13 protein-coding genes and 1 tRNA gene are annotated in these 20167 nt (G+C 69.4%); 8 read left to right on the top strand and 6 right to left on the bottom strand.

Annotated elements, in window-relative coordinates; genetic code table 11:
- Nucleotides 1-130: 130 nt before the first annotated feature.
- The 5 genes from metG (at nt 131) to AAGI91_15575 (ending at nt 6277) form a co-directional block, all read left to right on the top strand.
- Nucleotides 131-2269, top strand: coding sequence for a methionine--tRNA ligase (metG, locus tag AAGI91_15555; GenBank protein ID MEM1044029.1), 2139 nt, complete (start codon nt 131-133; stop codon nt 2267-2269).
- The gene (locus AAGI91_15560; protein ID MEM1044030.1) at nt 2266-3456 is read left to right on the top strand and encodes an MBL fold metallo-hydrolase; all 1191 of its coding nucleotides are present in this window, start codon (nt 2266-2268) and stop codon (nt 3454-3456) included. Before metG ends, AAGI91_15560 begins: the two co-directional genes overlap by 4 nt.
- Nucleotides 3457-3547: 91 nt before the next feature.
- Nucleotides 3548-5428, top strand: a complete 1881-nt coding sequence (locus tag AAGI91_15565) for a M12 family metallo-peptidase (protein MEM1044031.1) — start codon at nt 3548-3550, stop codon at nt 5426-5428.
- A 242-nt stretch (nt 5429-5670) separates the two neighbouring features.
- Entirely contained in the window at nt 5671-6123 is a 453-nt protein-coding gene (locus AAGI91_15570) for a DUF4097 family beta strand repeat-containing protein (protein MEM1044032.1), read from the top strand.
- A gap of 64 nt (nt 6124-6187) precedes the next feature.
- Nucleotides 6188-6277 (top strand) — tRNA-Ser (locus AAGI91_15575).
- Nucleotides 6278-6936: 659 nt separating this feature from the next.
- Here the strand turns inward: AAGI91_15575 and AAGI91_15580 are convergent.
- The 5 genes from AAGI91_15580 to AAGI91_15600 all read right to left on the bottom strand — a co-directional run bounded on the left by AAGI91_15580 (nt 6937) and on the right by AAGI91_15600 (nt 16087).
- The gene (locus AAGI91_15580; protein MEM1044033.1) at nt 6937-8697 is read right to left on the bottom strand and encodes a T9SS type A sorting domain-containing protein; all 1761 of its coding nucleotides are present in this window, start codon (nt 8695-8697) and stop codon (nt 6937-6939) included.
- A gap of 41 nt (nt 8698-8738) precedes the next feature.
- Nucleotides 8739-10784: a hypothetical protein gene (locus tag AAGI91_15585; protein ID MEM1044034.1), complete on the bottom strand. Its 2046-nt coding sequence runs from the start codon at nt 10782-10784 to the stop codon at nt 8739-8741.
- Nucleotides 10785-10983: 199 nt separating this feature from the next.
- Nucleotides 10984-12384 (bottom strand): hypothetical protein, encoded by a 1401-nt coding sequence (locus tag AAGI91_15590; protein MEM1044035.1) that lies wholly within the window; start codon nt 12382-12384, stop codon nt 10984-10986.
- Nucleotides 12385-12656: 272 nt separating this feature from the next.
- Nucleotides 12657-13052: a hypothetical protein gene (locus tag AAGI91_15595; GenBank protein MEM1044036.1), complete on the bottom strand. Its 396-nt coding sequence runs from the start codon at nt 13050-13052 to the stop codon at nt 12657-12659.
- Between the two features lie 47 nt (nt 13053-13099).
- Entirely contained in the window at nt 13100-16087 is a 2988-nt protein-coding gene (locus AAGI91_15600) for a TonB-dependent receptor (protein ID MEM1044037.1), read from the bottom strand.
- Between the two features lie 125 nt (nt 16088-16212).
- Between AAGI91_15600 and AAGI91_15605 the strand changes: the two genes are divergently transcribed.
- The 3 genes from AAGI91_15605 to AAGI91_15615 all read left to right on the top strand — a co-directional run bounded on the left by AAGI91_15605 (nt 16213) and on the right by AAGI91_15615 (nt 19537).
- Nucleotides 16213-16464 carry a DNA-3-methyladenine glycosylase gene (locus tag AAGI91_15605; protein ID MEM1044038.1) on the top strand — a complete coding sequence of 84 codons (252 nt, stop codon included), beginning with the start codon at nt 16213-16215 and terminating at the stop codon, nt 16462-16464.
- 86 nt (nt 16465-16550) lie between these two features.
- Entirely contained in the window at nt 16551-19343 is a 2793-nt protein-coding gene (locus tag AAGI91_15610; protein ID MEM1044039.1) for a T9SS type A sorting domain-containing protein, read from the top strand.
- A 62-nt stretch (nt 19344-19405) separates the two neighbouring features.
- A complete protein-coding gene (locus tag AAGI91_15615; protein ID MEM1044040.1) occupies nt 19406-19537 on the top strand; it encodes a hypothetical protein in 132 nt (43 codons plus the stop codon).
- Between the two features lie 109 nt (nt 19538-19646).
- On the opposite strand, the gene AAGI91_15620 is transcribed toward AAGI91_15615, so the two are convergent.
- Nucleotides 19647-20167, bottom strand: a 521-nt coding sequence (locus tag AAGI91_15620) for an efflux RND transporter permease subunit (GenBank protein MEM1044041.1), incomplete at its 5' end; no start/stop codon positions are given.

Below are 20167 nucleotides of genomic sequence, written 5' to 3' on the forward strand. Positions count from 1 at the left end.
CGCCCTCCACGCCCTCCACGCCCTCCACGCCCTCCACGCCCTCCACGCCCTCCACGCCCTCCACGCCCTCCACGCCCTCCACGCCCTCCACGCCCTCCACGCCCTCCACGCCCTCCACGCCCTCGCGCCGATGCCCGACCGCTCCGCGACTCGTCGCTACCTCGTCACCTCCGCCCTGCCCTACGCCAACGGGCCGCTCCACCTCGGCCACCTCGCCGGGGCCTACCTGCCGGCGGACCTCTTCTGCCGCTACCTGAGGCTCCGGGGGCGCGACGTGGTCTACGTCTGCGGCTCCGACGAGCACGGCGTCCCAATCCTGCTCCGCGCTCGCGAGGAGGGCGTCGAGCCACAGGACATCGTGGACCGGTACCACGCGCAGATCGAAGCCGCCTTCGAGCGCTTCGGGATGAGCTTCGACATCTACAGCCGGACGACCTCGGCGACGCACCGCGCCACCAGCCAGGACTTCTTCCGCACCCTCCACGACGCGGGCGTCTTCACCGAGCGCACCGAGGAGCAGCTCTACGACCCCGAGGCCGGCCTCTTCCTCGCCGACCGGTTCGTGCGCGGGACGTGTCCCATCTGTGGCTACGAGGACGCCTACGGCGACCAGTGCGAGAATTGCGGCTCGTCGCTCTCGCCGAAAGACCTCATCAACCCCCGGAGCGTGCTGACCGACGCCGTCCCCGAACTGCGCGAGACGACCCACTGGTACCTCCCGCTCGGCGACCTCCAGCCCCGGCTCGAAGCCTGGATCGCCGAGCACCCCGACTGGAAGCCCAACGTGCGCGGGCAGGTCGGAAGCTGGTTCGCGGCCGGGCTGGCGGACCGGGCCATGACGCGCGACCTGCCGTGGGGCATACCCGTGCCCGTCGAGGGTGCCGAGGGCAAGGTGCTCTACGTCTGGTTCGACGCGCCCATCGGCTACCTCTCGGCGACGAAGGAGTGGGCGGCCCGCCAGGGCGACCCCGACGCGTGGCGGCGCTACTGGCAGGACGAGGGCGCTGGCGAGCCGCCGACCGACCTCATCCACTTCATCGGGAAGGACAATATCGTCTTCCACGCGCTCATCTTCCCGGCGCTCCTGATGGCCTACAACGACGCCGCGCCCAGTCCGCGGTTCGTGCTCCCGGCGAACGTGCCGGCCAACGAGTTCCTCAACCTCGAAGGCCGCAAGCTCTCGACGAGCCGCGGCTGGGCCGTCTGGCTCCACGACGCCCTCGGCGACCTCGACGGCTTCGCGGGCGGGCCGGACCTTCTCCGCTACGCTCTCGCCGCGACGCTCCCCGAGACGAAGGACGCCGACTTCACCTGGGCCGACTTCCAGAACCGCGTCAACGGCGAGCTCGGCGACGCCCTCGGCAACTTCGTCAACCGGACCCTCACCTTCGCCCACCGCTTCGCTGGCGGCCAGGTCCCGCCGCTCACGGAGCCGACCGACGCCGACCGCGCCGTGCTCGACGCCCTCGCCGCCTACCCCGAGCGCATCGGCGCGGCCTACGAAGGCTTCCGCACGCGCGAGGCGGTGCAGGCGACCCTCGACCTCGCCCGGCTCGGCAACAAATATTTCAACGACACCGAGCCGTGGAAGACGCGCGATTCCGACCCGCGGGCGATGCGGAACACGCTCCACGTCTGTCTCCAACTCTGCGCGTCGCTCTCCATCCTGATGGACCCCGCGCTTCCGTTCTCCGCCGCCCGTCTTCGGACGATGCTCGGCCTGTCGAACGTCCGCCCAAGCGCGCCCGGCGGCACGCCTGGCACGATCGGGTGGGACGCGGCCGGCCTCGCGCTCCTCACCGAAGGCCACGCGCTCGGCGAGGCGGAGATCCTGTTCGAGAAGATCGAGGACGCCTTCGTCGAGGCGCAGCGCGCGAAGCTGGAGGCCCGCGCGGCCGAGGCCGAGCGCGCCGCCTCGGGCGAGCCGCCCTACGAGCCGGCGAAGGACACGGTCCAGTTCGATGACTTCGCCCGGCTCGACTTCCGCGTGGGCCGCGTGACTGTCGCCGAGGCGCACCCGAACGCCGACAAGCTGCTCCGGGTCGAGGTCGACCTCGGGGCTGAGACGCGGCAGGTGCTGGCGGGCGTCGCCGAGCACATGAGGCCAGAGGACCTGCTCGGCAAGCAGGTCGTCGTGGTGGCGAACCTCGCGCCGCGGACGATGCGCGGGCTGGAGAGCCAGGGCATGCTGCTCATGGCCGAGGACCGCGACGGCCGCCTCACGCCCGTCCTCGCCTCCGGCGGCGAGCCGGGGGCCGTCGTGCGATGAGCCTGCCCCGCGCCTCGGCCCGCCGCTGGCCGCGCACCCTCGGAGCCGCCCTCGCCCTCATCCTCCTCGCCGCCTGCCTCCTCATGCTCCACCTCTGGTCCGCCCTCGGCTCGAAGTCGTCCGGCGAACGCCTCGCCTGCATTGAGCGCTCGCCGCAGTACCGGGACGGCCGCTTCGTCAACACGCTCCCGACGCTCGACTCCGGGATGTCGGCGGCGGCGGCGGCGGAGTTCTTCTTCGGTGGAAGCGCCTACCGCACGCCCGCTGCCCCGCTGCCCGTCGTGCCCCGCACCGCCGCTGATTTTGCCGAGCCGGTGCGCGACCTCCGGGTGACGTGGCTCGGCCACTCGACCTTCCTCGTCGAGCTCGACAGCGTCCGCGTGCTCGTGGACCCGATGTGGGGCGAGCGCGCCTCGCCGGCTTCGTTCTTCGGGCCGAAGCGGTTCTACGCGCCGCCGCTGGCCCTGGCCGACCTGCCGCCGCTCGACGCGGTCGTGGTCTCGCACGACCACTACGACCACCTCGACGAGCCCACCATCCGCGCCCTCGCCGGCCGCGTGCCTCGGTTCGTCGTCCCGCTCGGCGTCGGGGCGCACCTGGAATACTGGGGCGTGGACGAGGGCCGGGTCACCGAACTCGACTGGTGGGAGGACATTAGCCTGGGCGACGTGCGACTCGTGAGCACGCCGGCCCGCCACTTCTCGGGGCGCTTCCTCACCGACCGCGACGCGACGCTCTGGTCCGGCTGGGCCTTCCTCGGGACCGAGCACCGGGTGTTCTACAGCGGGGACACCGCGCTCGCGCCTGAGTTTGCCGAGATCGGGGAGCGGCTCGGGCCGTTCGACCTGACGCTCGTCGAGACCGGGGCCTACAACGCGGCCTGGGCCGACGTGCACCTCGGGCCGGAGCAGGCGGTGACGGTCCACCGGATGGTGCGGGGCGACCTCCTGGTACCGGTCCACTGGGGCCTGTTCGACCTCGCGACGCACAGCTGGACCGAGCCTGCCGAGCGCCTGCTCGCGGCGGCGGACGAAGCGGGGGTCTCGGTGGCGCTGCCGCGGCCGGGCGAGAGCCTAATGCTGGACGCGGTCCCGACGGCCCGGTGGTGGCCCGAGGTGCCGTGGGAGACCGCCGGGGCGAAGCCTGTCCGCTCCTCCGGGCTCGGCGCGCTGCGCGTGGGCGAGTAGCGCTGTCCATCCTTGCGGCGGTGCTTGGCTGAGTGGGAGGTGGCCTTTACCTTCGGGCCACACCACCGCTCGTCCACCACACCCAAAGCCCATGTTACAGCGCGTTACGCTGGTTCTCGCCCTCCTCACCCCAACCCTCACCCACGCCCAAGCCCACCTCTTCACCGACGCCGACCGCACCGCCCTGACCGCTCGGCAGGCCGACCTACTCCGCCACGCCGAGGCGCTGGCCACGCCGGCCGATGTCCAGATCGCCAGGGCCAATCCGGCCGCGCTGTCCGAGCCCTCGGTCACGTTTGACCTCGCACCCGGCACGTCGGTCACGCTCCAGCACACCCGCACCGAGCGCGTCGCCGCCGGGCAGACGCTGTTCTTTCGCGGCAGCGACAACGGTACGCACGCCGTCGTCGTCGAGCGCAGCGGGACGCTCACGGCCACCGTGCGGGTGCGCGGCCAGCTCTACTCGGTGCGCCCGCTGACCGGCGGCCTCCACGCCATCGTCCGCGTCGACGAGAGCCGCTTCGTCGACCACCCGGACGAGTGGGAGGCCGTGGAGCAGGCCGCCGCCGAGCGCCCGGCCGTCGCCCGCCACCACGACGCGGGTGCGCCAGCCTCGACCTCTGGCAGCATGGTCGTGCAGCGCATCCTCGTGCCCTACACCAGCCGCGCCGCCTCCCAGGTCGGCGACATCCTCGGCCTCGTCCAGCTTGCGATGGCCGAGACCAACCAGGGCTACGCCGACAGCGACGTCAACCTCCGCCTGGAGCTGGCCCACGTCTACCAGACCCCGGACCCCGAGTCCAACAGCTTCTTCACCATCCTGAACCGGATGGTGGACCCAAGCGACGGGTTCCACGATGAGATTCCCGGCCTGCGTGCGGAGTACGGCGCAGACATGGTCGGCATGATTATCGGCAGCGGGGTCTTCTGCGGGGTGGCGAACGGCATTGCTGTGGACACCGCGGAAGCCGCCCACCAGGTCACCTCGCAGTCGTGCGCGACGGGCTACTACTCGTTCGCCCACGAGTTCGGGCACCTCCAGGGCGCGCGCCACAACGTCGAGATCGACGACTCGGACTTTCCCTTCCCCTACGGGCACGGCAAGTGCTACGACCCGGGCGACTGGCGCACGATCATGTCCTACGGCTGCCCCGGCACCACGACGCGCGTGCCGCGCTGGTCGAACCCGGACGTGAACTACCTCGGCGAGCCACTCGGGGACGTCCCAACGCGCGACAACGCCCGCGTCCTCGACGAGACCGCCGCCATGATCGCCGCCTTCTACCCCGACCCGCTCTCGGTGAGCGTCGAGGGCACTGTCACGGGCGGGTCGCCGGTCGCGGGCGGCGGCGGCACGGTCACCTTCGAGCTTGTGCTGTCCAACCTGTCGTCGTCGAGCTTCAGCGGCGAGTACTGGATAGACGTCTTTCTGCCCGGCGGCACCCTCTACGGCGGCAGCCCGGTCGAGCGCGGCCCGGGCACGCTCGGGGCCGGCCAGAGCGCCACGCTGTCGTTCAGCGGCGCGGTGCCGGCGCGCGCGCCGGGCGGGACCTACACCGTCCGCGCCTACGTCGGCGCGAGCTACCCCGACGACATCGCCGACTCGTCCGACTTCACCTTCAGCAAGAGCGGGTCGCAGGCCGCAGGCGGGGCGTTCGAGATCGACGTTCGGCCGGAGGACGGCGCGCCCGCCGCCGCCTCGCGCAGGGCCGGCGTGGCAGCGGTCGCCACCTACCCCAACCCGTTCAGCGAGCAGACGACGCTGCGCTACGAAGTCGCCGAGCGCGGCGCGGTCGAGCTGACGGTCTACGACGTGCTGGGGCGGTCCGTCGCAACGCTGGCCGAGGGCATCCACGAGGCCGGCTCCCACGAGGTCGTCTTCGACGCGGGCGCGCTGCCGAGCGGCGTCTACGTGTGGCACCTCACGAGCGGCACGGCCGTCCAGACGGGCCGGCTCCTGCTGGCGCGCTGACCCGGCGAGGCATGCTGTTTCTTCCGGGGGTGCTCTTCGCCACGCGAGGGGCACCCCCGGTGCGTTGGCGGGTCCGTGCAAGTGGGAGGATAGTTCGGCGCGTGGAGAACGGAGGGTGGGGAGAGATAGGAGAGCTTTCCCGGCAGCGCGTTTCAACTCTCGCCGGCAGGGCGTACTGCAGCGAGGACGGTAACTTGAGGCTTCCGTAGCCTCCGGCACGCTACTCCCAACCCTCCGCTGCCATGACCCGCCTGCTCCCGCTTCTTGCGCTCGCCCTCGCGCTCCCTGCCTTTGCACAGTCTGGCGACCGCGTCTTCGACGAGACGTACCCCTTCCGCGCTGGGGACGAGCTGGCCGTCGCCACCAGCAGCGCCTCCTTCGGCACGTCCTCCGGCGACCTGTCGTTCGGCGACGTCGAGGGCGACCTCCGGGCCTCCACCTCGTCCGGCGACCTCCGCGCTGACCTCGCCAAGCCGGGCCGCGTCGACATCAGCACCGGCAGCGGCGGTGTCCGTCTCCGCGCCCCGGCCTCCCTCGCCGCCGACCTCGACCTCGGGGGCGGCTCCGTCCGCATCGACCGGGACTTCCGGTTCGCCGGCGAGATCCGGGACCGGAGCGCCGAGGGGCAGATCGGCGGCGGCTCCGTCCTCCGCGTCCGCACCGGCAGCGGGACCGTCTCGCTCTCGGCCCGCTAGCCGGGGCTGCCGTCTTTAACAAGCCTTCGTTCGCGCCGCCGCGCTGGGTGCGTACTTTTGCAGCGGAGGGGTGCCGGAGTGGTCGAACGGGCCGGTCTCGAAAACCGGAGTGCCCTTCTGGGTACCGAGGGTTCGAATCCCTCTCCCTCCGCCAGCAGTCCAGCAAAGAGCCCGACACACGCCGTGTCGGGCTCTTTCGCGTTGTGCGCTGCCGGAAGCACGGCCGGCTCGCGGAGCGCAGCGCGTGGCGAGCGCGATCTCGATGGCGGTGCGGCAGCATCCGTCCTACTCCCGAAGTCAGGCACAGGGGTCCGGCTCGTTGTTCGCGCCTGGCGCGCTGGCGGCCCGCGGAGGAGTACGCCGCCGGGGGGCTGCGTTCCTCCGGCGTAGCCGTGTCACGCCGGGGCCTCCTCGTGGTCTTCCAGCCCGTGGCTCGACTAGTGCGCAGCCGGCCCCAGCGTGCCGCCCACGAGGACGACCGCCAGCGGGACCGACGCGAAGAGAGGACGCCGAGCGTTCATGGGTGGCAGTATACGATAGGGCCTAACCGAGAAACGGGTAGAACGACGACGCGGGAACGGCAACCCGGAAAGCGGTGCTTACGCGCGACGCTTTCCTACTGTTTGCTGTTATGCTGGCTGCACTCGCCGGCCGCGCCCTCCGGCCTTCCAGCGAGCCACTACGTGCTCGACGTCCGGCCGACCTACTCGCAGGGCAGGCTCGTGAAGAAGAGGTGCCCCCCTCCCACAAGGGGCACCCCCGTGAGCCAGCGGATGGTTCGAACCGGCTCAGTGTGGTCGCAGCGCATGCGGCCTACTGCACGACCGTCGTTCGGGTCGAGAGCGCGAACGCGTCGCCGGTGGCGCGGACGACGTAGAGCCCGCTGGGCAAGGCGGCGGCGTCGAGCGTGAGCGCGTGCTCGCCGACCGGGAGCGACCCGTCGTGGAGCAGCGCCACGCGGCGACCGAGCGCGTCGAAGACTTCGACCCGGACGTGCTGCGCCTCCTCGAGGCCGAGCGCGAGCTGGGCCGCGCTCCGCACCGGGTTCGGGTACGGGGCCGAGAGCCGCGCACCGGCCGAGGCGAGCGCCCCCTCGTTGGACGGCAGCATCGGCTCCCACACCGCCCCGTCGGCGTCGTATTTGGCGATGAAGGCGTCCGAACCGCCGCGGCTGAAGATCGTGATGGCGTTGTCGGGCGAGGGGTCGAAGTCCAGCCCCTTGCTCGCGCTGAATCGGCCCACGACGGTCGCACTGCCGTCGGCGTCCACGGCCACGGCGTTGCCCTGGTTCTGGCCCTCGGCGGCGAGTGCGAAGGCCCACCGGAAGGAGCCGTCGGCGAGGTAGCGCGCGACGAACACCTCGGCGCCGTCTACGCCGCTGAGCACCGTCTCGCCCTCACCGGGGTCGAAGTCGGTCGCGTTGAAGAACGACCCTGTCACGACCACGTCCCCGTCGGGAGCGGCGGCGATCCCGAAGCCCTGGCTGAACCCGCCGATGTTGAAGGCCCACGGCGACGCCCCACTCGGGTCCAGCTTGCCGACGAACACGTCGAAGTCAGACTGCGCCGTGAGGGCGCTTGCGCCGAGCGCGGCGTCACCCGTGAGACGCCCGGTGACGAGCAGGTTACCGTCACCGTCGAAGGCGACCGCGCCGGGGTTGTTGTTGTCCTCGCTCGCCAGCGGCGTCACCCAGCGGAAGGCGTAGGGCGTGCCCTCGCTGCCCGATTCGTAGGAGGCGGTAAACGTGTTCAGGGCCTCGCCGGGAGCCGTCGCCTCGGCCGTGCCGGCAGGGTCGAAGTTGACGGTGCCGCTGAAGGTGCCGGCGACGGCGATGATAGCGCCTGTGGCGGCGACGGCGCTCGCCACGTCCTCGCCGCTGCCGCCGAGGTTGAACGCCCGCACGAACGCCCCGTCGGCGTCGTACTCGGCCACGAAGGCGTCGGAGCCGCCTGCTGAGATGAGCGGGACCACGCCGCCGTCGCTCGGGTCGAAGTCCGCCGCGCTGTTGAACTGGCCGACGACGACGGCCCCACCCTCGTCGGTGGCGACCACGTCGGTGGCGATGTCGACCGAGGTACCGCCGATGCTGAAGGCCCAGCGGAGCGCCCCGTCGGCAGCGTCGTACTTGGCGACGAAGAAGTCGCTCAGCCCGAGCGAGGTCAGCAGGGTCTCGCCGTCGCCGGGGTCGGCGTCGAAGCTGCCGGTGAACTCGCCGACGATGACCACGCCGTCGTCGTCCGTGGCCGCTCCGCCGACGACCTCGAGGCTGGAGCCGCCGATGCCGCTGGCCCAGACGAGGGCGCCGTTCGCATCGTAGCGAGCGAGGAACACGTCGAAGGCTCCGGCTGACTCGAGGATCGTCTCGCCGTCGCCGGGGTCGAAGTCGGGGCTGCCGAGAAAGTCACCCGCAACAAAGGCCGATCCGTCGTCGCCCAGTGCGACTGCCACGGCGCTCTGGTCGCCCGAGGCGCTGATGGCGAAGGGGTAGAACACGTCGTCTTGGGCGGCGGCAGCGGGAAGGAGCAGCAGCGCGGCGAGGAGGACGGTGAGGCGGGAGAGCAAGGTGCAGAGCATGGGAGGGGGTGTAGGAGGATGAAGGGAGGGGGTGTAGGGGGTCAGAACGTCGGGCCGCAGAGGCCCGTCGAGCGGCGGAGACCGTCCGAGATGGCGGCGCACCATGCGCGGCGGCGCTCGGCGAGGTTGGTCCGGGGCAGCGGGCGCAGCGCGTCGTCCGACTCGGTCTCGACGCGCGTCGGTATGGGCACGGCCGTCCGCGTGTTGCCCGTGCCGAGCTCGCCGAATTGGTTGCTGCCCCAGCAGTAGGCTTCGCCGCCCCCTTCGATCACCGCGCAGGAGTGCGGGAAGCTGACCTCGATGGACTCGAACGACAGACCTGTCGCCACCGGTACCGGGGTAAAGCTGCCGTCCGTGCTGCCGGTACCGAGCTGGCCGAAGGGGTTGTCGCCCCAGCAGCTCGCCGCGCCGGTGCTGCTCAGCGCGCAGGCGTGCGTCCCGCCCCCGCCCGCGAGTGCTGTGAACGGCTCGCTCGGCATTACTGGCGTAGCCTGGAAGACCTGCTGCATGAGGCCGTTGCCCGTCGGGAACTCTGCGTCAGCGAAGCCCCAGCCGTAGAGCTGTCCGTCGGTGCCCAGCCCGACCGAGGCGATGGCGAGGGCCGAGGCACTCTGGAATACCACACCATCGGGTTGGACGCGGACCGGAACCGGCGAGAGCTGGTCCGTGGAAAACCCGTTACCGAGCCGGAACTCCGGGGCTTGCTTCCCCCAGCAGTAGGCCGCTCCGTCTTCGGCGACCGCACAGGTGTGGTCCGCGATGCTGCTCCCGAGCGCTGCAAAGCGGACGCCCGGAGGCGCGTCGACACGCACGGGGGTGTTGACTCGAATGTCGGGCGCGCCAACTTCGGTCGCCTCCGGCGGAGCCCCGTCACCGATCACGCCCGCCGTATCGAGGCCCCAGCAGTAGATGTCGCCGTCGTCCATGCGGGCACAGGTGGAGGCGTCCCCCGCCTCCACCTCTACGGCGGCCCCAGCCTCTGCCGGAAGCAGCGCACGCACCGGAGTGGGGAACAGCTCGTCGCCGTCCACCCCATTGCCAAGCCTACCGCGTAGGGCCTCACCCCAGCAGTAAACCTGTCCGTCGCCGAGCAGCGCGCAGGCGTGAGAGCCGCCGGCCGAAACCGACAGCGCGGGCCCCGGCAGGTCTACCGAAGCCGGGAGCAGGCGCGGCTCAAAGTCCCCGACGCCTAGCTGTCCAGCTACGTTCTCGCCCCAACAGTAAACCCTCTGCTCGGTATCGAGGCCGCAGGAGAAAAATGCGCCTGCCGAGACCTGGGAGGCGGCGAAAGGCCCGGCCGAGACGAACGACAACACAGAAAGGGAGAGGGTGTCAGCGGCAGCCCCGTCGGCGAGGCGAAACTCGCTGCGTCCCGGCGGGGCGGCAGCGGCCGTTACAGCCAGCAGCACGTCGCCCTCACTTACGCCCTCGATGCCGGTGCGGACCCCGGTTTCGCTGCCGGGCGGCGGCACCACGCGGGCGATCTGCGGGTCGAGGCTGAAGAACTCGACCCCGTAGCGGTTGAATTCTCCTTCCGGCACCTCGTTGCCGAAGACGTCGGCGATGCGCGTGACCCGGAGCGTGGTGGTCCGGCCCACCTGAACCGAGTCCCGGTCCAGGCTCGCCTCGATGGCTCCGACCGGCCCGATACTAGCAGACACCGAGACGGTGGTGTCCACGCCCTCGGCCCCCTCTACGCGGGCCGTAATCGTTTGCGGGGCCGCAGTCGTGCCGAGGGTCCACTCGGTGACGGCCTGGCCGCTAGACCCCGTCTCCGAGGCCTCAACATTCAGCGAGCCTTCGCCGACGGACCACCGGACCGTCGCCCCGGCCACCGCTATCCCAAAGTTATCCGTCACGAATGCCTCGACCGTGACCGGCTCCCCCACAATCGTTGCGGCCCCGCCGCCGAACCCTATCGAGATGTCCGTGATCTTGCCGTCGAAGTCGTTGCCGACCCCATCGCAGGCGGCGACAAGAGCAGCGAATGCCAGCAGCACAAGGGCTGAGAGAACAAGGGAGCGGTTTAGAGCGCGGGGAGACGTACCTGAGGCCGGACTGCCCGGCGTGAGGGTGCCGAAGGTCATGGATGCGGTGGGAGGTTGGGAGGAGAGATGGAGCGACTCGGAACGGCGAGAGCACGGCCCGCTTTGCCTTGGGAAGCGCGGCTCCGCGGCCCGTCCTCGTCTAATTGGATCCGGTCAGCCTTCCCGGGAACGAGGAAAGGCTGACCGGACCGGCACTACATTAGCTGGCTAGGCCCAGAGCGCCTAGCGCCTAGCAGGACTAGTTCTCCGGATAGGAGCTCCAGCCCGCATACCAGGCCTGGCTCTGCGAAATGCCCGGTGCCACGGCCCCGAGGTAGTCGGCCGGGAGGAAGAAGCCGTCGTTCGGCGGCGTCTGCACGAGGTTGGGCCGCGTGAGGAGGCTCGTGTTGCGGAACCGGAAGTCCGGGTTCGTCCGACTGATGATCGCCGGGAACGGGCGCGGGTCCTGGTCGCTGAAGCTCGGGACGTCCACGCACTCCAGTTCGTTGATGGGGTCCGGGTCGAAGAGACCATCACCAGTCGCAAGCGGGACGCCGACGCCGCCGCGGATGATGAGGTCACCGTCGCGGCAGTTGTCGAGCGTCTCCTGGTCGTCCACGTCGAGGAAGAAGGTCCCGAAGCCACCGATGATGAGGTTGTTGTACTCGCCCCCGACGCCGCGGCGGAGCTTGAGGCCGAGGTCGTCCCCGTCGGACGGGAAGCGCCCGATGGCCGTGGCGTTGTAGACGACCGGCTTCGTCAGCGGCTCGTTGAGGAAGTCCGGGCTCCCGCCGACACCGGTCTCGTTGTTGTCCGTCTCGAAGGCGCGGTCGCCGGAGAAGCGGTCGAGCTGCGCGATGAGGAACTGGAGGCGGCCGGTGTAGCCGTAGGAGAAGTCGAACGAGTCGTCGCCGATGCCGGTGGCGAGGAGGTAGCGGGCGTCGAAGGTGCCGCCGAAGAACTCGAAGCCGTCGTCGAGGCCCTTGTGGGTCTGGACGAACTCGATGGTCGTGCCGCTGCCGACGCTGTAGAGCGTGAGCGCGTTGATCTCGTTGCCCGGCGTGAGCTCGAAGCCGGCGAACTCGATGCGGACGTAGCGGAGCGTGCCGCTGTTGTCGGTCGGGTTGACCGGGTCGCCGCCGTACTGGAGGTTGTCGAATGGCGCAGGCAGGCCCTCGACGTCGCAGTCGTCCTGGCCCGGGCCGTTGGCGTCGATGCCGTTGCAGGTCGAGTTGCCGACGATGATGACGCCGCCCCAGTCGCCGGGGGCGCGCTGCCCGACGGGCTCGCGGCTGGTGAAGACGATCGGCGAGGCCGCCGTGCCGTTGGCTTCGAGGCGCGCACCCTGCTGGACGAGGAGCGCCGAGGGCTGGTTGCTGGAGCCCTGGATGAGGGTGCCCGGCTGGATCGTGAGGACCGCGCCGCTGCGGACCTCGACGATGCCGTTGAGGACGTAGTTGTTGTTGCTGGTCCAGGTGGTGTTGGTCGTGATCGCGCCGGTGACGATGATCTCGGCCGTGCTGGAGGCGGCTCCGGCGCTGCCGAAGTCGGTGCCGTCAGCGGAGGGAGCGGCGCTGTCACAGCCGGCGAGGAACGCCGGGACCGCCACGAGGGCGAAGAGGACCGCCGCGACCAGCGGACGGATAGGGAGAGAACGCATGGTGAACTCGGGGAAGGATGAGAAGGGTTGAGGTGCAGCCACCCGGCGCGTCTTCCTGGGAAAGAGCCGGGTGCCTAGCACTGGGAGACTACGCCTTCGCCGCACTCTCTTTATGACCTAATTGTTAGCCCTATGTTATGCGTTAACAGCTGTATCTTGAGTGCCTATACCTATCCCACGCAGCAGACCCAGAGGGACCGTAGCGGCGCTCCCTCTGGGTGCTTCTTTCGGGCTCAGCTCGACCGAATACTGAGCGTTAGGCTATCTGTACCTTACCGCACCTCGGCCGAGAGCTCGACGGTCGCGGTGGCAGACTGGACGCGGAGACTGTAGGCCCCAGCATCCCCGACGCGCCACGTGGCCTCGGTGACGCCGTCCGCGTTCGTGCGCGTGGTGTCGTCCGGCTCAACGCTCGTAGTCCCGGCGCCGTCCGGCCGCCAGACGACCTCGGCTCCAGAGACAAGGTCGCCGTAGGGGTCCGTGATGCGGAGCATGACCGGCAGGGCCTCGCCGGGGCCGGCCGCATCGAAGCCCGAGGTGTCGCTCACGACCTCGACAAAGGTAGGGATGCCCGCGTTGAGATCTTCGAGCGGCCCCTCGTCGCACCCCGCGCTCAGGAGCGCGAGCGCGGGCAGGAGCGCGCAGGCAAGGCGAAGGGTACAGCGCATGAGTCGGGTGAAATCGTCGGGTGGGTGAGGCGAAGCGGGCGGGCGAATCAGAGCCCCCACGAGAGCGAGAGCGAGAGGTTGCGGCCCCGGTCGTAGGCGGTCGTAGCAACCGTTTCACCGCTCGGGAAGTCCTGCTCGAAGCGGACCTCGCTGCCGAGGAGACGCCGAGCGCTCGCGCGCAGTGCAAAGCCGCGCCCGAGCGGCTGTTCGACGACCACGTCGAGTTCGGTGCGCGGGGCCTCGTAGATCGCCGGACGCAGGTCGCCGTTTGAGACGATCTCGAGTTGCCGCCCCGTGGCTTGAAGGAGAGCGCTGACGGAAGTACCAGTCTTGGGGATGTCGTAGGTGGTGATGACGTTGACTAGGAACGGGGTCTGCCCGAAGACGGGGCGCTCGTCGGCCGGGATAAGGCGGGGGCGCCCGCCGCTGTCGCGTGAGGGGAAGTCGTCGACCTCGGAGTACATGAGCGTCAGGTTGGCGTTGACCGACAGCCCGTCGAGCGTCGAGGCCCAGCGCCCCGCCTCGCCGCGCACTTCGAACTCGACCCCGTAGGCGCGGGCCCGGCCCGTGTTGATCCACGTCCGGTCATCGCCGCTCTGCCAGATCGACTCGATGGGCCGCCCGAAGCCCTTGTAGAACGCTCCCACCGAGACGACCGAAGCCGCGCCGAAAAACATCTCCCAGCGGAGGTCGGCGTTCGTGATGAAGACGCGCTCTAGCTCAGGATTGCCGACGGACGTAATGCCGCCGAAGAAGTCGTAGAAGGTGATCGGGGCGAACTCGCGGAACTGCGGGCGGGCGACGGTCCGGGCAAGGCCCGCGCGGACGTTCATCGTCTCTGACGGCGAGACCGTGACCGCGATCGAGGGCAGGATGTCGGTGTTCGAGAGGCCCCAGGTCCGCTCGAGCTCACCCTGCGAGAACTGCTCGCCGAAGTTGCCGAAGGCACGCCCGTCCTGCCGGGCGTCTTCGAGCCGCGCGCCGCCCACGACGCGCACCCCGCCGACGAGCTCGACGTCGAGCATGGCGTAGGCTGCGATGTTTTCGGCGCTAGCCTCGTAGTTGTCTGCTGCCGTCCCCCGCTCCTCCGGCCGGAAGCCGATGGCGGACTCTCCCGGTGCCGGCACCTCGATGAACCCTGGGCTGTGAAGGTCATCTGGCGGAAGGGTCCCCTCCTTCTCGGGCAGAATGAGGTTCGAGGTCCCTTCGCTCGTGAAGAAGATGCGCCGGGTGTAGACCTCCCGGTCGCGGTAGTCGACGAGGCCGCCAAGCTTAAGCTGCACCGGGCGGTCCAGCACACGGAACGGGACCGTTGCGTTGAGTCCGGCCGTGTAGCCGTTGTCGTCCTGGTCCTGGTGGAAGACCGCAGCGAGGCTGGCGAAGTTGCTCTCGTAGTAGCGGAACGGCTGATCCGGTAGGGGCCGGTATCCTAGCGCTCGGGAGTCTTCGAGGGGGAAGCGCTGCTCGTAGACTGGGGCGCGCGTGCCCGGCTCGAAGCGCCCGGTGCGCGTGTAGGCGAGCTGCCAGTCGACGGTCGCGCCGGAGGCGACGACGGGGAGGCGGTGGTCGCCGCTGAGGCGCGTGGTGAGAAGCTGGCTTTCGAGGCGACGCAGTTGGGGGATGTAGAGGTTCTGGTCCTCGCCGGCTCGGTAGCCTTCGAGCGTGCGGGCGAGGTCCTCGGTCGTCCGGTTGTAGACGGCCGTGAAGGCGAGCTTCGACGCGTCGGAGACGGCGTAGCCCACGTTCGCGATGCCGCCGACGCGGACAGCAAGCTCACCGTACTCGCCCCGGTAGTCGGTGTCGAAGAGGGGCTCGGGGATGCCGTCGCCGTTCTCGTCGGCGGACGAGAGCAGACGCTCGCGGTAGTCGGTGCGGACGGAGTAGGTGTTGTCGTAGGTCAGGACGGTGATGAGCCCCAGGCGTCGCCCCGCGAGGTCGAACGCGTCGCCGTAGGTGAGGCCGTACGCCTGGTTCACCGGGGCCGTGCGCACGGTCGGGTTGTAGGGCATCGTCGCGGCAATGGCCTCGCCGAGCGCCTCCTGCTCCTCGGGCGAGCGCGGGTTGGCGATCGGCATGACCGGGTCGTTCGGATCGTCGGTGGCAGACTGGCCCTCGATGTCGCGGCCGTCGAAGAAGGCGTCGGGGTAGTCGGCGTAGCACGACGAGAGGCCGGTCCAGGCCGACGAGCAGCCGCCGAGGTAGATGCCCTCCTGGAAGGTGGTGGCCGTGTTGAAGGTGTTCGACGCCTTGATGCGGAGGATGCGGCCGGGCGGCGTGTCGCGCGTGAAGAGCTGGATCAGGCCGCCGGCGAAGTCGGCCGGGAGGTCGGGCGTCCAGCCCTTGACGACGCGGGCCGACTCCAGCGCCGAGGCCGGGAAGAGGTCGAGCGGGACCTCGCGGCGGTCGGGCGTGATCGACGGGATCGGGATACCGTTGAGGGTGAGGTTGGCGTAGCGGTCGCCGAAGCCGCGGACGCGGATGAACTTGCCGTCCTTCGCCTCGGCCGCGGGCGTGCGCGAGATGGCAGCAGCGGCGTCGCTCCCGGCGAGCTGGATGTCCGAGCGGCTGACCACGTCGATCACGCTCGGCGCGAGCTTGCGAATCGTCAGCAGGGCCGCCGTCGAGCCCCGCTCCCGCTCGGCGGTCACGGTGACCGCATCGAGCTCCTCCGCCGCATCGCTGAGCGTCACGTCGAGGCTGGTCGTCTGCCCGTCGCGGACGGTGACGCCTGTCACGGTCTTGGTCGTGTAGCCGAGGAAGCGGACTTCCACGTCGTAGGTGCCTGCCGGGACGCTGTTGACGACGAAGCGTCCGTCCGGGTCTGTCGCCGCGCCCATGCCGAGGGCGCCGATGAAAACCGCAGCGCCGGGCAACCCTTCGCCGGTGCGTGCGTCCAGGACCCGCCCCGCGAGCGTGCCGGTCGCGTCTCCGACGGCGCGATCCGGCACGGTGCCAGCGTGCGCTGGCTGTCCGTGGAGTAGAGAAAACGTGAGGAGCGTGGCGAATGCGACGAAGGCGAGGCGGCAGGCGGTCACAACCAGGGAGCTGTTACGGGGTGAGCAGAGAGCGACCCGACGTGGGCCTCCGTAGCTTTCGAGGATAGCAGCGCCTCGCCAGACCTTTGTTACGGTATCGTTACAGAACTATTAATTGAACGGCCATGCACATCCTCGACCGCACCTACTTCGCCCGCCCCACGCTGGAGGTCGCCCGCGACCTCGTCGGCACCCTGCTCGTTCACGAGACGGGCGGCGAGCGGATCGTCGAGACCGAGGGCTACACCCGCGACGACCCCGCGCTCCACGGCTGGAAGGTGGCTCGTCTCCGTTCCCTGCGACCGGTTGACAATGAGTCTTTAGGCTCTTACACTGAGGTCGTCACTGTGCTTCCAGTATCTGTCTACACGCCATGACTGCGACTCCTGCACCTTCTCGACTCTTCGCCCCCGTGGCGGCCTTGCTGCTCCTGTCCGCAGCCTGCTTCGTTCAGGCTCAGCCCGTGCCTTCAGCGACGCACGCCAGCTTCGATGCCTCGCTCAGCGGCCTCACCTTCGCTGAGAACAACGGCCAGTGGGCCGACGAGGTCCGCTTCCGCGCCCGCCTTGGTGGGGCCACCGCCTGGGTTACCGACGATGCGCTCGTTTTCGACTTCTACACGCTCGGGCGCGACGAGCCGAGCACGGACAGGTCACGGCCGGATGCTCTGGAGCGCGACAACCTCGAAGCGCTTACCCGGCGCGGTCACGTCATCGCGATGCGCTTCGAGGGGGTCGGTGCGGGCCGCGCCGTGGCTCGCGGCCCGCAGGCGGGCTACCACAGCTACTTCCTCGGCGACGACCCGTCGCGGTGGGCGAGCCGTGTGGCGCTCTACGACGAAGTCGTGCTCGAAGACCTCTACGACGGCATCGACCTCCGGCTCTACGACGACGGCGGGGAGCTGCGCTGCGACCTCGTCCTCGCCCCGGGGGCTGACCTCGGCCAGGTGCAGATGCGGCTCGACGGGGCCGACGGTCTCGCGCTGACCGAATCGGGCGCGGTACGAATGGAGACCTCGCTCGGGCCGGTGGAGCATCGCGGCCTGCTAGCCTACCAGGACGATGCGGTCGGTCGGCGCGACGTAGTCGAGAGCGCGTTCGTACTCGGCGCGGATGGCACGCTGGGATTTGCGGCAGAGCACGTGGACCCATCGCGGGCACTCGTGATCGACCCACTGATCTGGAGCACGTTCCTCGGCGGGGCTCGCTTTGAATGGCTGGTCGACACGGCCGTCTCTAGCGACGGTACGACGACCGTTGCAGGCTACGCGGACGGCTCCGATTTCCCTACCACTCCCGGCGCCTATGACACCGGCCCGAACGGAAACTACGATGTCGTCGTCACAAAACTCTCGGCTGATGGCTCCAACCTTGTCTGGTCCACCGTCTTGGGTGGCACCGGCGAAGACTACGGCCGCGCCCTCGCGCTCGGCGAGTCAGGAGAGATCACGGTCGCGGGCAGTACGGAAAGCCTCGACTTCCCGACGACAGCGGGAGCCTACGATGGCGTCCAGAGTGGAGAACGCGACGGCTTCGTGGCCCGGCTCTCTTCAGACGGCACTACCCTACTCTGGAGCACGTTCCTCGGCGGATCGTACTCGGACGGAGTGACCGACGTGGCCCTCACCTCCTCGGGGAACGCGCTTGTCGTGGGCTCCACGACAGGCACGGACTTTCCTACGACAGGAGGAGCTTACGACGTCGACTATAATGGCGGATTTTCCGACGCGTTTGTCACCCAGTTGACTGCCGACGGAAGCACACTCGTCTGGAGCACCTTTCTCGGAGGGGCGGGGCCGAACTACGGAGCTGCCCTGGCTTTAAGTGCCAGCGGGGATGTCATCATCACCGGAGATACCAGGGGGGTCGATTTTCCTACCACGGCGAATGCTTACGACTCCAGTCCGAACGGTTTGAATGACGCCTTCGTCACCCGGCTGACCGCCGACGGAAGCGCACTCGTCTGGAGCACTTTGCTTGGAGGGAGCGGTAGCGAGTTCGGGAACGATCTCGCGCTCGGTATGGACGAGGAAATCGTCCTCGTCGGGTCCACCAGAGGCGACGGCTTCCCGACTACCGATGGTGCCTATGATGCTAACCACAACGGCTCCAGCGATGGCTTTGCGACTCGGTTCTCCGCAGACGGTAGCGCTCTCCTCTGGTCGACCTTCATCGGAGGCCCTGAGATAGACTATGCAAGCGCTGTCGCTGTCGACGCCAGCGGCAGCGTTACACTCGTCGGGTCGACACGGAGCCCCACCTTTCCGACAACGCCTGGAGCATTTGACCGGACGTGTGGCTCAGATAGCAGGTGCAACTTCACAAGCCAAGCGGGGCATAAGTACGATGCCTTCGTGACACGGCTTTCACCCGACGGCACCGTTCTTACCTATTCGACTTTTCTCGGCGGCTCCGGGAGCGACTATGGAAATGGTCTAGCCCTGAGCGCGGAGGAGCAGGTCACGGTCGTAGGCCGAACGTTCGGCGGACCGGACTTCCCAGTCACGCCGGGCGCATATAACACGAGCTACGAGTACGGGTATGTCACCCGGCTGGACGTGGATGGGGCCGCTGCGCTAATGCTTACGGCTGAGGCTCTTTCCCCACTGACCGTCCCCCGCGGCGGCTCCGTCCAGTTCGAGTACACCGTCACCAACGCCACCGCTGCACCGGCCTCCGGCGACCTCTTCTTCACCGTCCAGCGCGGCGGGAGCACAGTCGCTTCTGCTGTTGTCGCCTCGGGCACTGTCCTGGCGGGGCAATCCGTGACCGGCACCTTCACGCAGCAGGTGCCCAGCACCGCACCGACGGGCGACTACGCCTACGACCTCAGCATCGGACAATCTCCCAACGTCGCCGTAGACACCGAGTCGTTTACCGCTACCGTGACTGACGCCCGCGGAGGTGCAGCGACAGAGACGTGGGCCGTGCGAGCCGTGACCCCCTGGCCGTCCGAGAGCGCAGCGCCCCAAGCAGCCTCCCGTACCGGGCTGCCCGAAACCGTCGCTCTCGCAGTATATCCCAACCCGTTTGCTGGCGAGGCCACCGTGTCCGTCGCCCTGCCCTCAACGCAGACGGTAACGCTCCTCGTCTTCGATCTGCTGGGCCGCGAGGTGCTGCGGCTCGCCGAGGGCGAGATGGCGGCTGGTCGCCACGCCGTGCTATTCGACGGCTCGGGCTTGCCGAGCGGGGTATATCTACTGAGGCTGGCAACAGTGGAGCAGTCTCAGACGCAGCAGGTCACGCTCGTGCGCTAGGTTTCGTGCGTATTCGGACCGCACCCCCACCGGCTCTGGTCGGTGGGGGCGTACTTTTGGGCATGGCCCCGCTCGACCGCACCTACTTCGCCCGCCCCACGCTGGAGGTCCCCCGCGACCTCGTCGGCACCCTGCTCGTGTACGAGACGGACAATGGGCGCGTCGCCGGACAGATCGCCGAGACGGAGGGCTAGACGCGCGACGACCCCGCGCTCCACGGCTGGAAGGCGACGTTCGGCCCCGACGGGGTCGCCCGGCCCGAGGGCTGAGGTGGCTGTCCTTCGGTTCAACGTACCAGACGGCCTATGTCGAGGGCGTCGCAGCAGGCAGCCCAGCGGTCGCAGGCTGTGCTTCGGAAAATGCCGATACACGGTCGCCTGCGAAGAAGTCGGCCTCTTGGGTCGGCACCTCTTGTGCCCTGTCGCTCGCGTCCGGGTCGTACGCGACGCCTTCGAAGCGGAGGCGGTAGAGGAGCGTGTAGAGCACCGGCACGAGGCCCGGCGTGAGCGCCGACGACGCCACGAGCCCGAAGAGCATCGCGACCGCCATCGGCGCAAACAGCGGGTTGCCGGAGATCCAGAGCGGGACCAGCCCCCCCGCCGTCGTGGCGGCCGTGAGCAGGATCGGGCGCAGGCGCTGCTCGGCAGCATGGATCACCGCCTGCTCGCCGCCCAGGCCGCGCCGCCGCAACGAGCCGATCCGGTCGAGGAGCACCACGGCGTTGTTGATCAGGATCCCGAAGAGCGCGATCGTGCCCAAGAGCGGCATGAAGCCGAACGCGTAGCCCGAGACCAGCATGCCGAGCGTGACGCCGATGAAGGCGA

The sequence above is a fragment of the Bacteroidota bacterium genome (assembly GCA_038746285.1).
Classification (GTDB): Bacteria; Bacteroidota; Rhodothermia; order Rhodothermales; family JANQRZ01; genus JANQRZ01.

Coding starts and splice junctions, on each gene's coding strand:
- metG (MEM1044029.1), top strand. CDS start 131: ATGCCCGACCGCTCCGCGACTCGTCGCTACCTCGTCACCTCCGCCCTG.
- AAGI91_15560 (MEM1044030.1), top strand. CDS start 2,266: ATGAGCCTGCCCCGCGCCTCGGCCCGCCGCTGGCCGCGCACCCTCGGA.
- AAGI91_15565 (MEM1044031.1), top strand. CDS start 3,548: ATGTTACAGCGCGTTACGCTGGTTCTCGCCCTCCTCACCCCAACCCTC.
- AAGI91_15570 (MEM1044032.1), top strand. CDS start 5,671: ATGACCCGCCTGCTCCCGCTTCTTGCGCTCGCCCTCGCGCTCCCTGCC.
- AAGI91_15580 (MEM1044033.1), bottom strand. CDS start 8,697: ATGCTCTGCACCTTGCTCTCCCGCCTCACCGTCCTCCTCGCCGCGCTG.
- AAGI91_15585 (MEM1044034.1), bottom strand. CDS start 10,784: ATGACCTTCGGCACCCTCACGCCGGGCAGTCCGGCCTCAGGTACGTCT.
- AAGI91_15590 (MEM1044035.1), bottom strand. CDS start 12,384: ATGCGTTCTCTCCCTATCCGTCCGCTGGTCGCGGCGGTCCTCTTCGCC.
- AAGI91_15595 (MEM1044036.1), bottom strand. CDS start 13,052: ATGCGCTGTACCCTTCGCCTTGCCTGCGCGCTCCTGCCCGCGCTCGCG.
- AAGI91_15605 (MEM1044038.1), top strand. CDS start 16,213: ATGCACATCCTCGACCGCACCTACTTCGCCCGCCCCACGCTGGAGGTC.
- AAGI91_15615 (MEM1044040.1), top strand. CDS start 19,406: ATGGCCCCGCTCGACCGCACCTACTTCGCCCGCCCCACGCTGGAGGTC.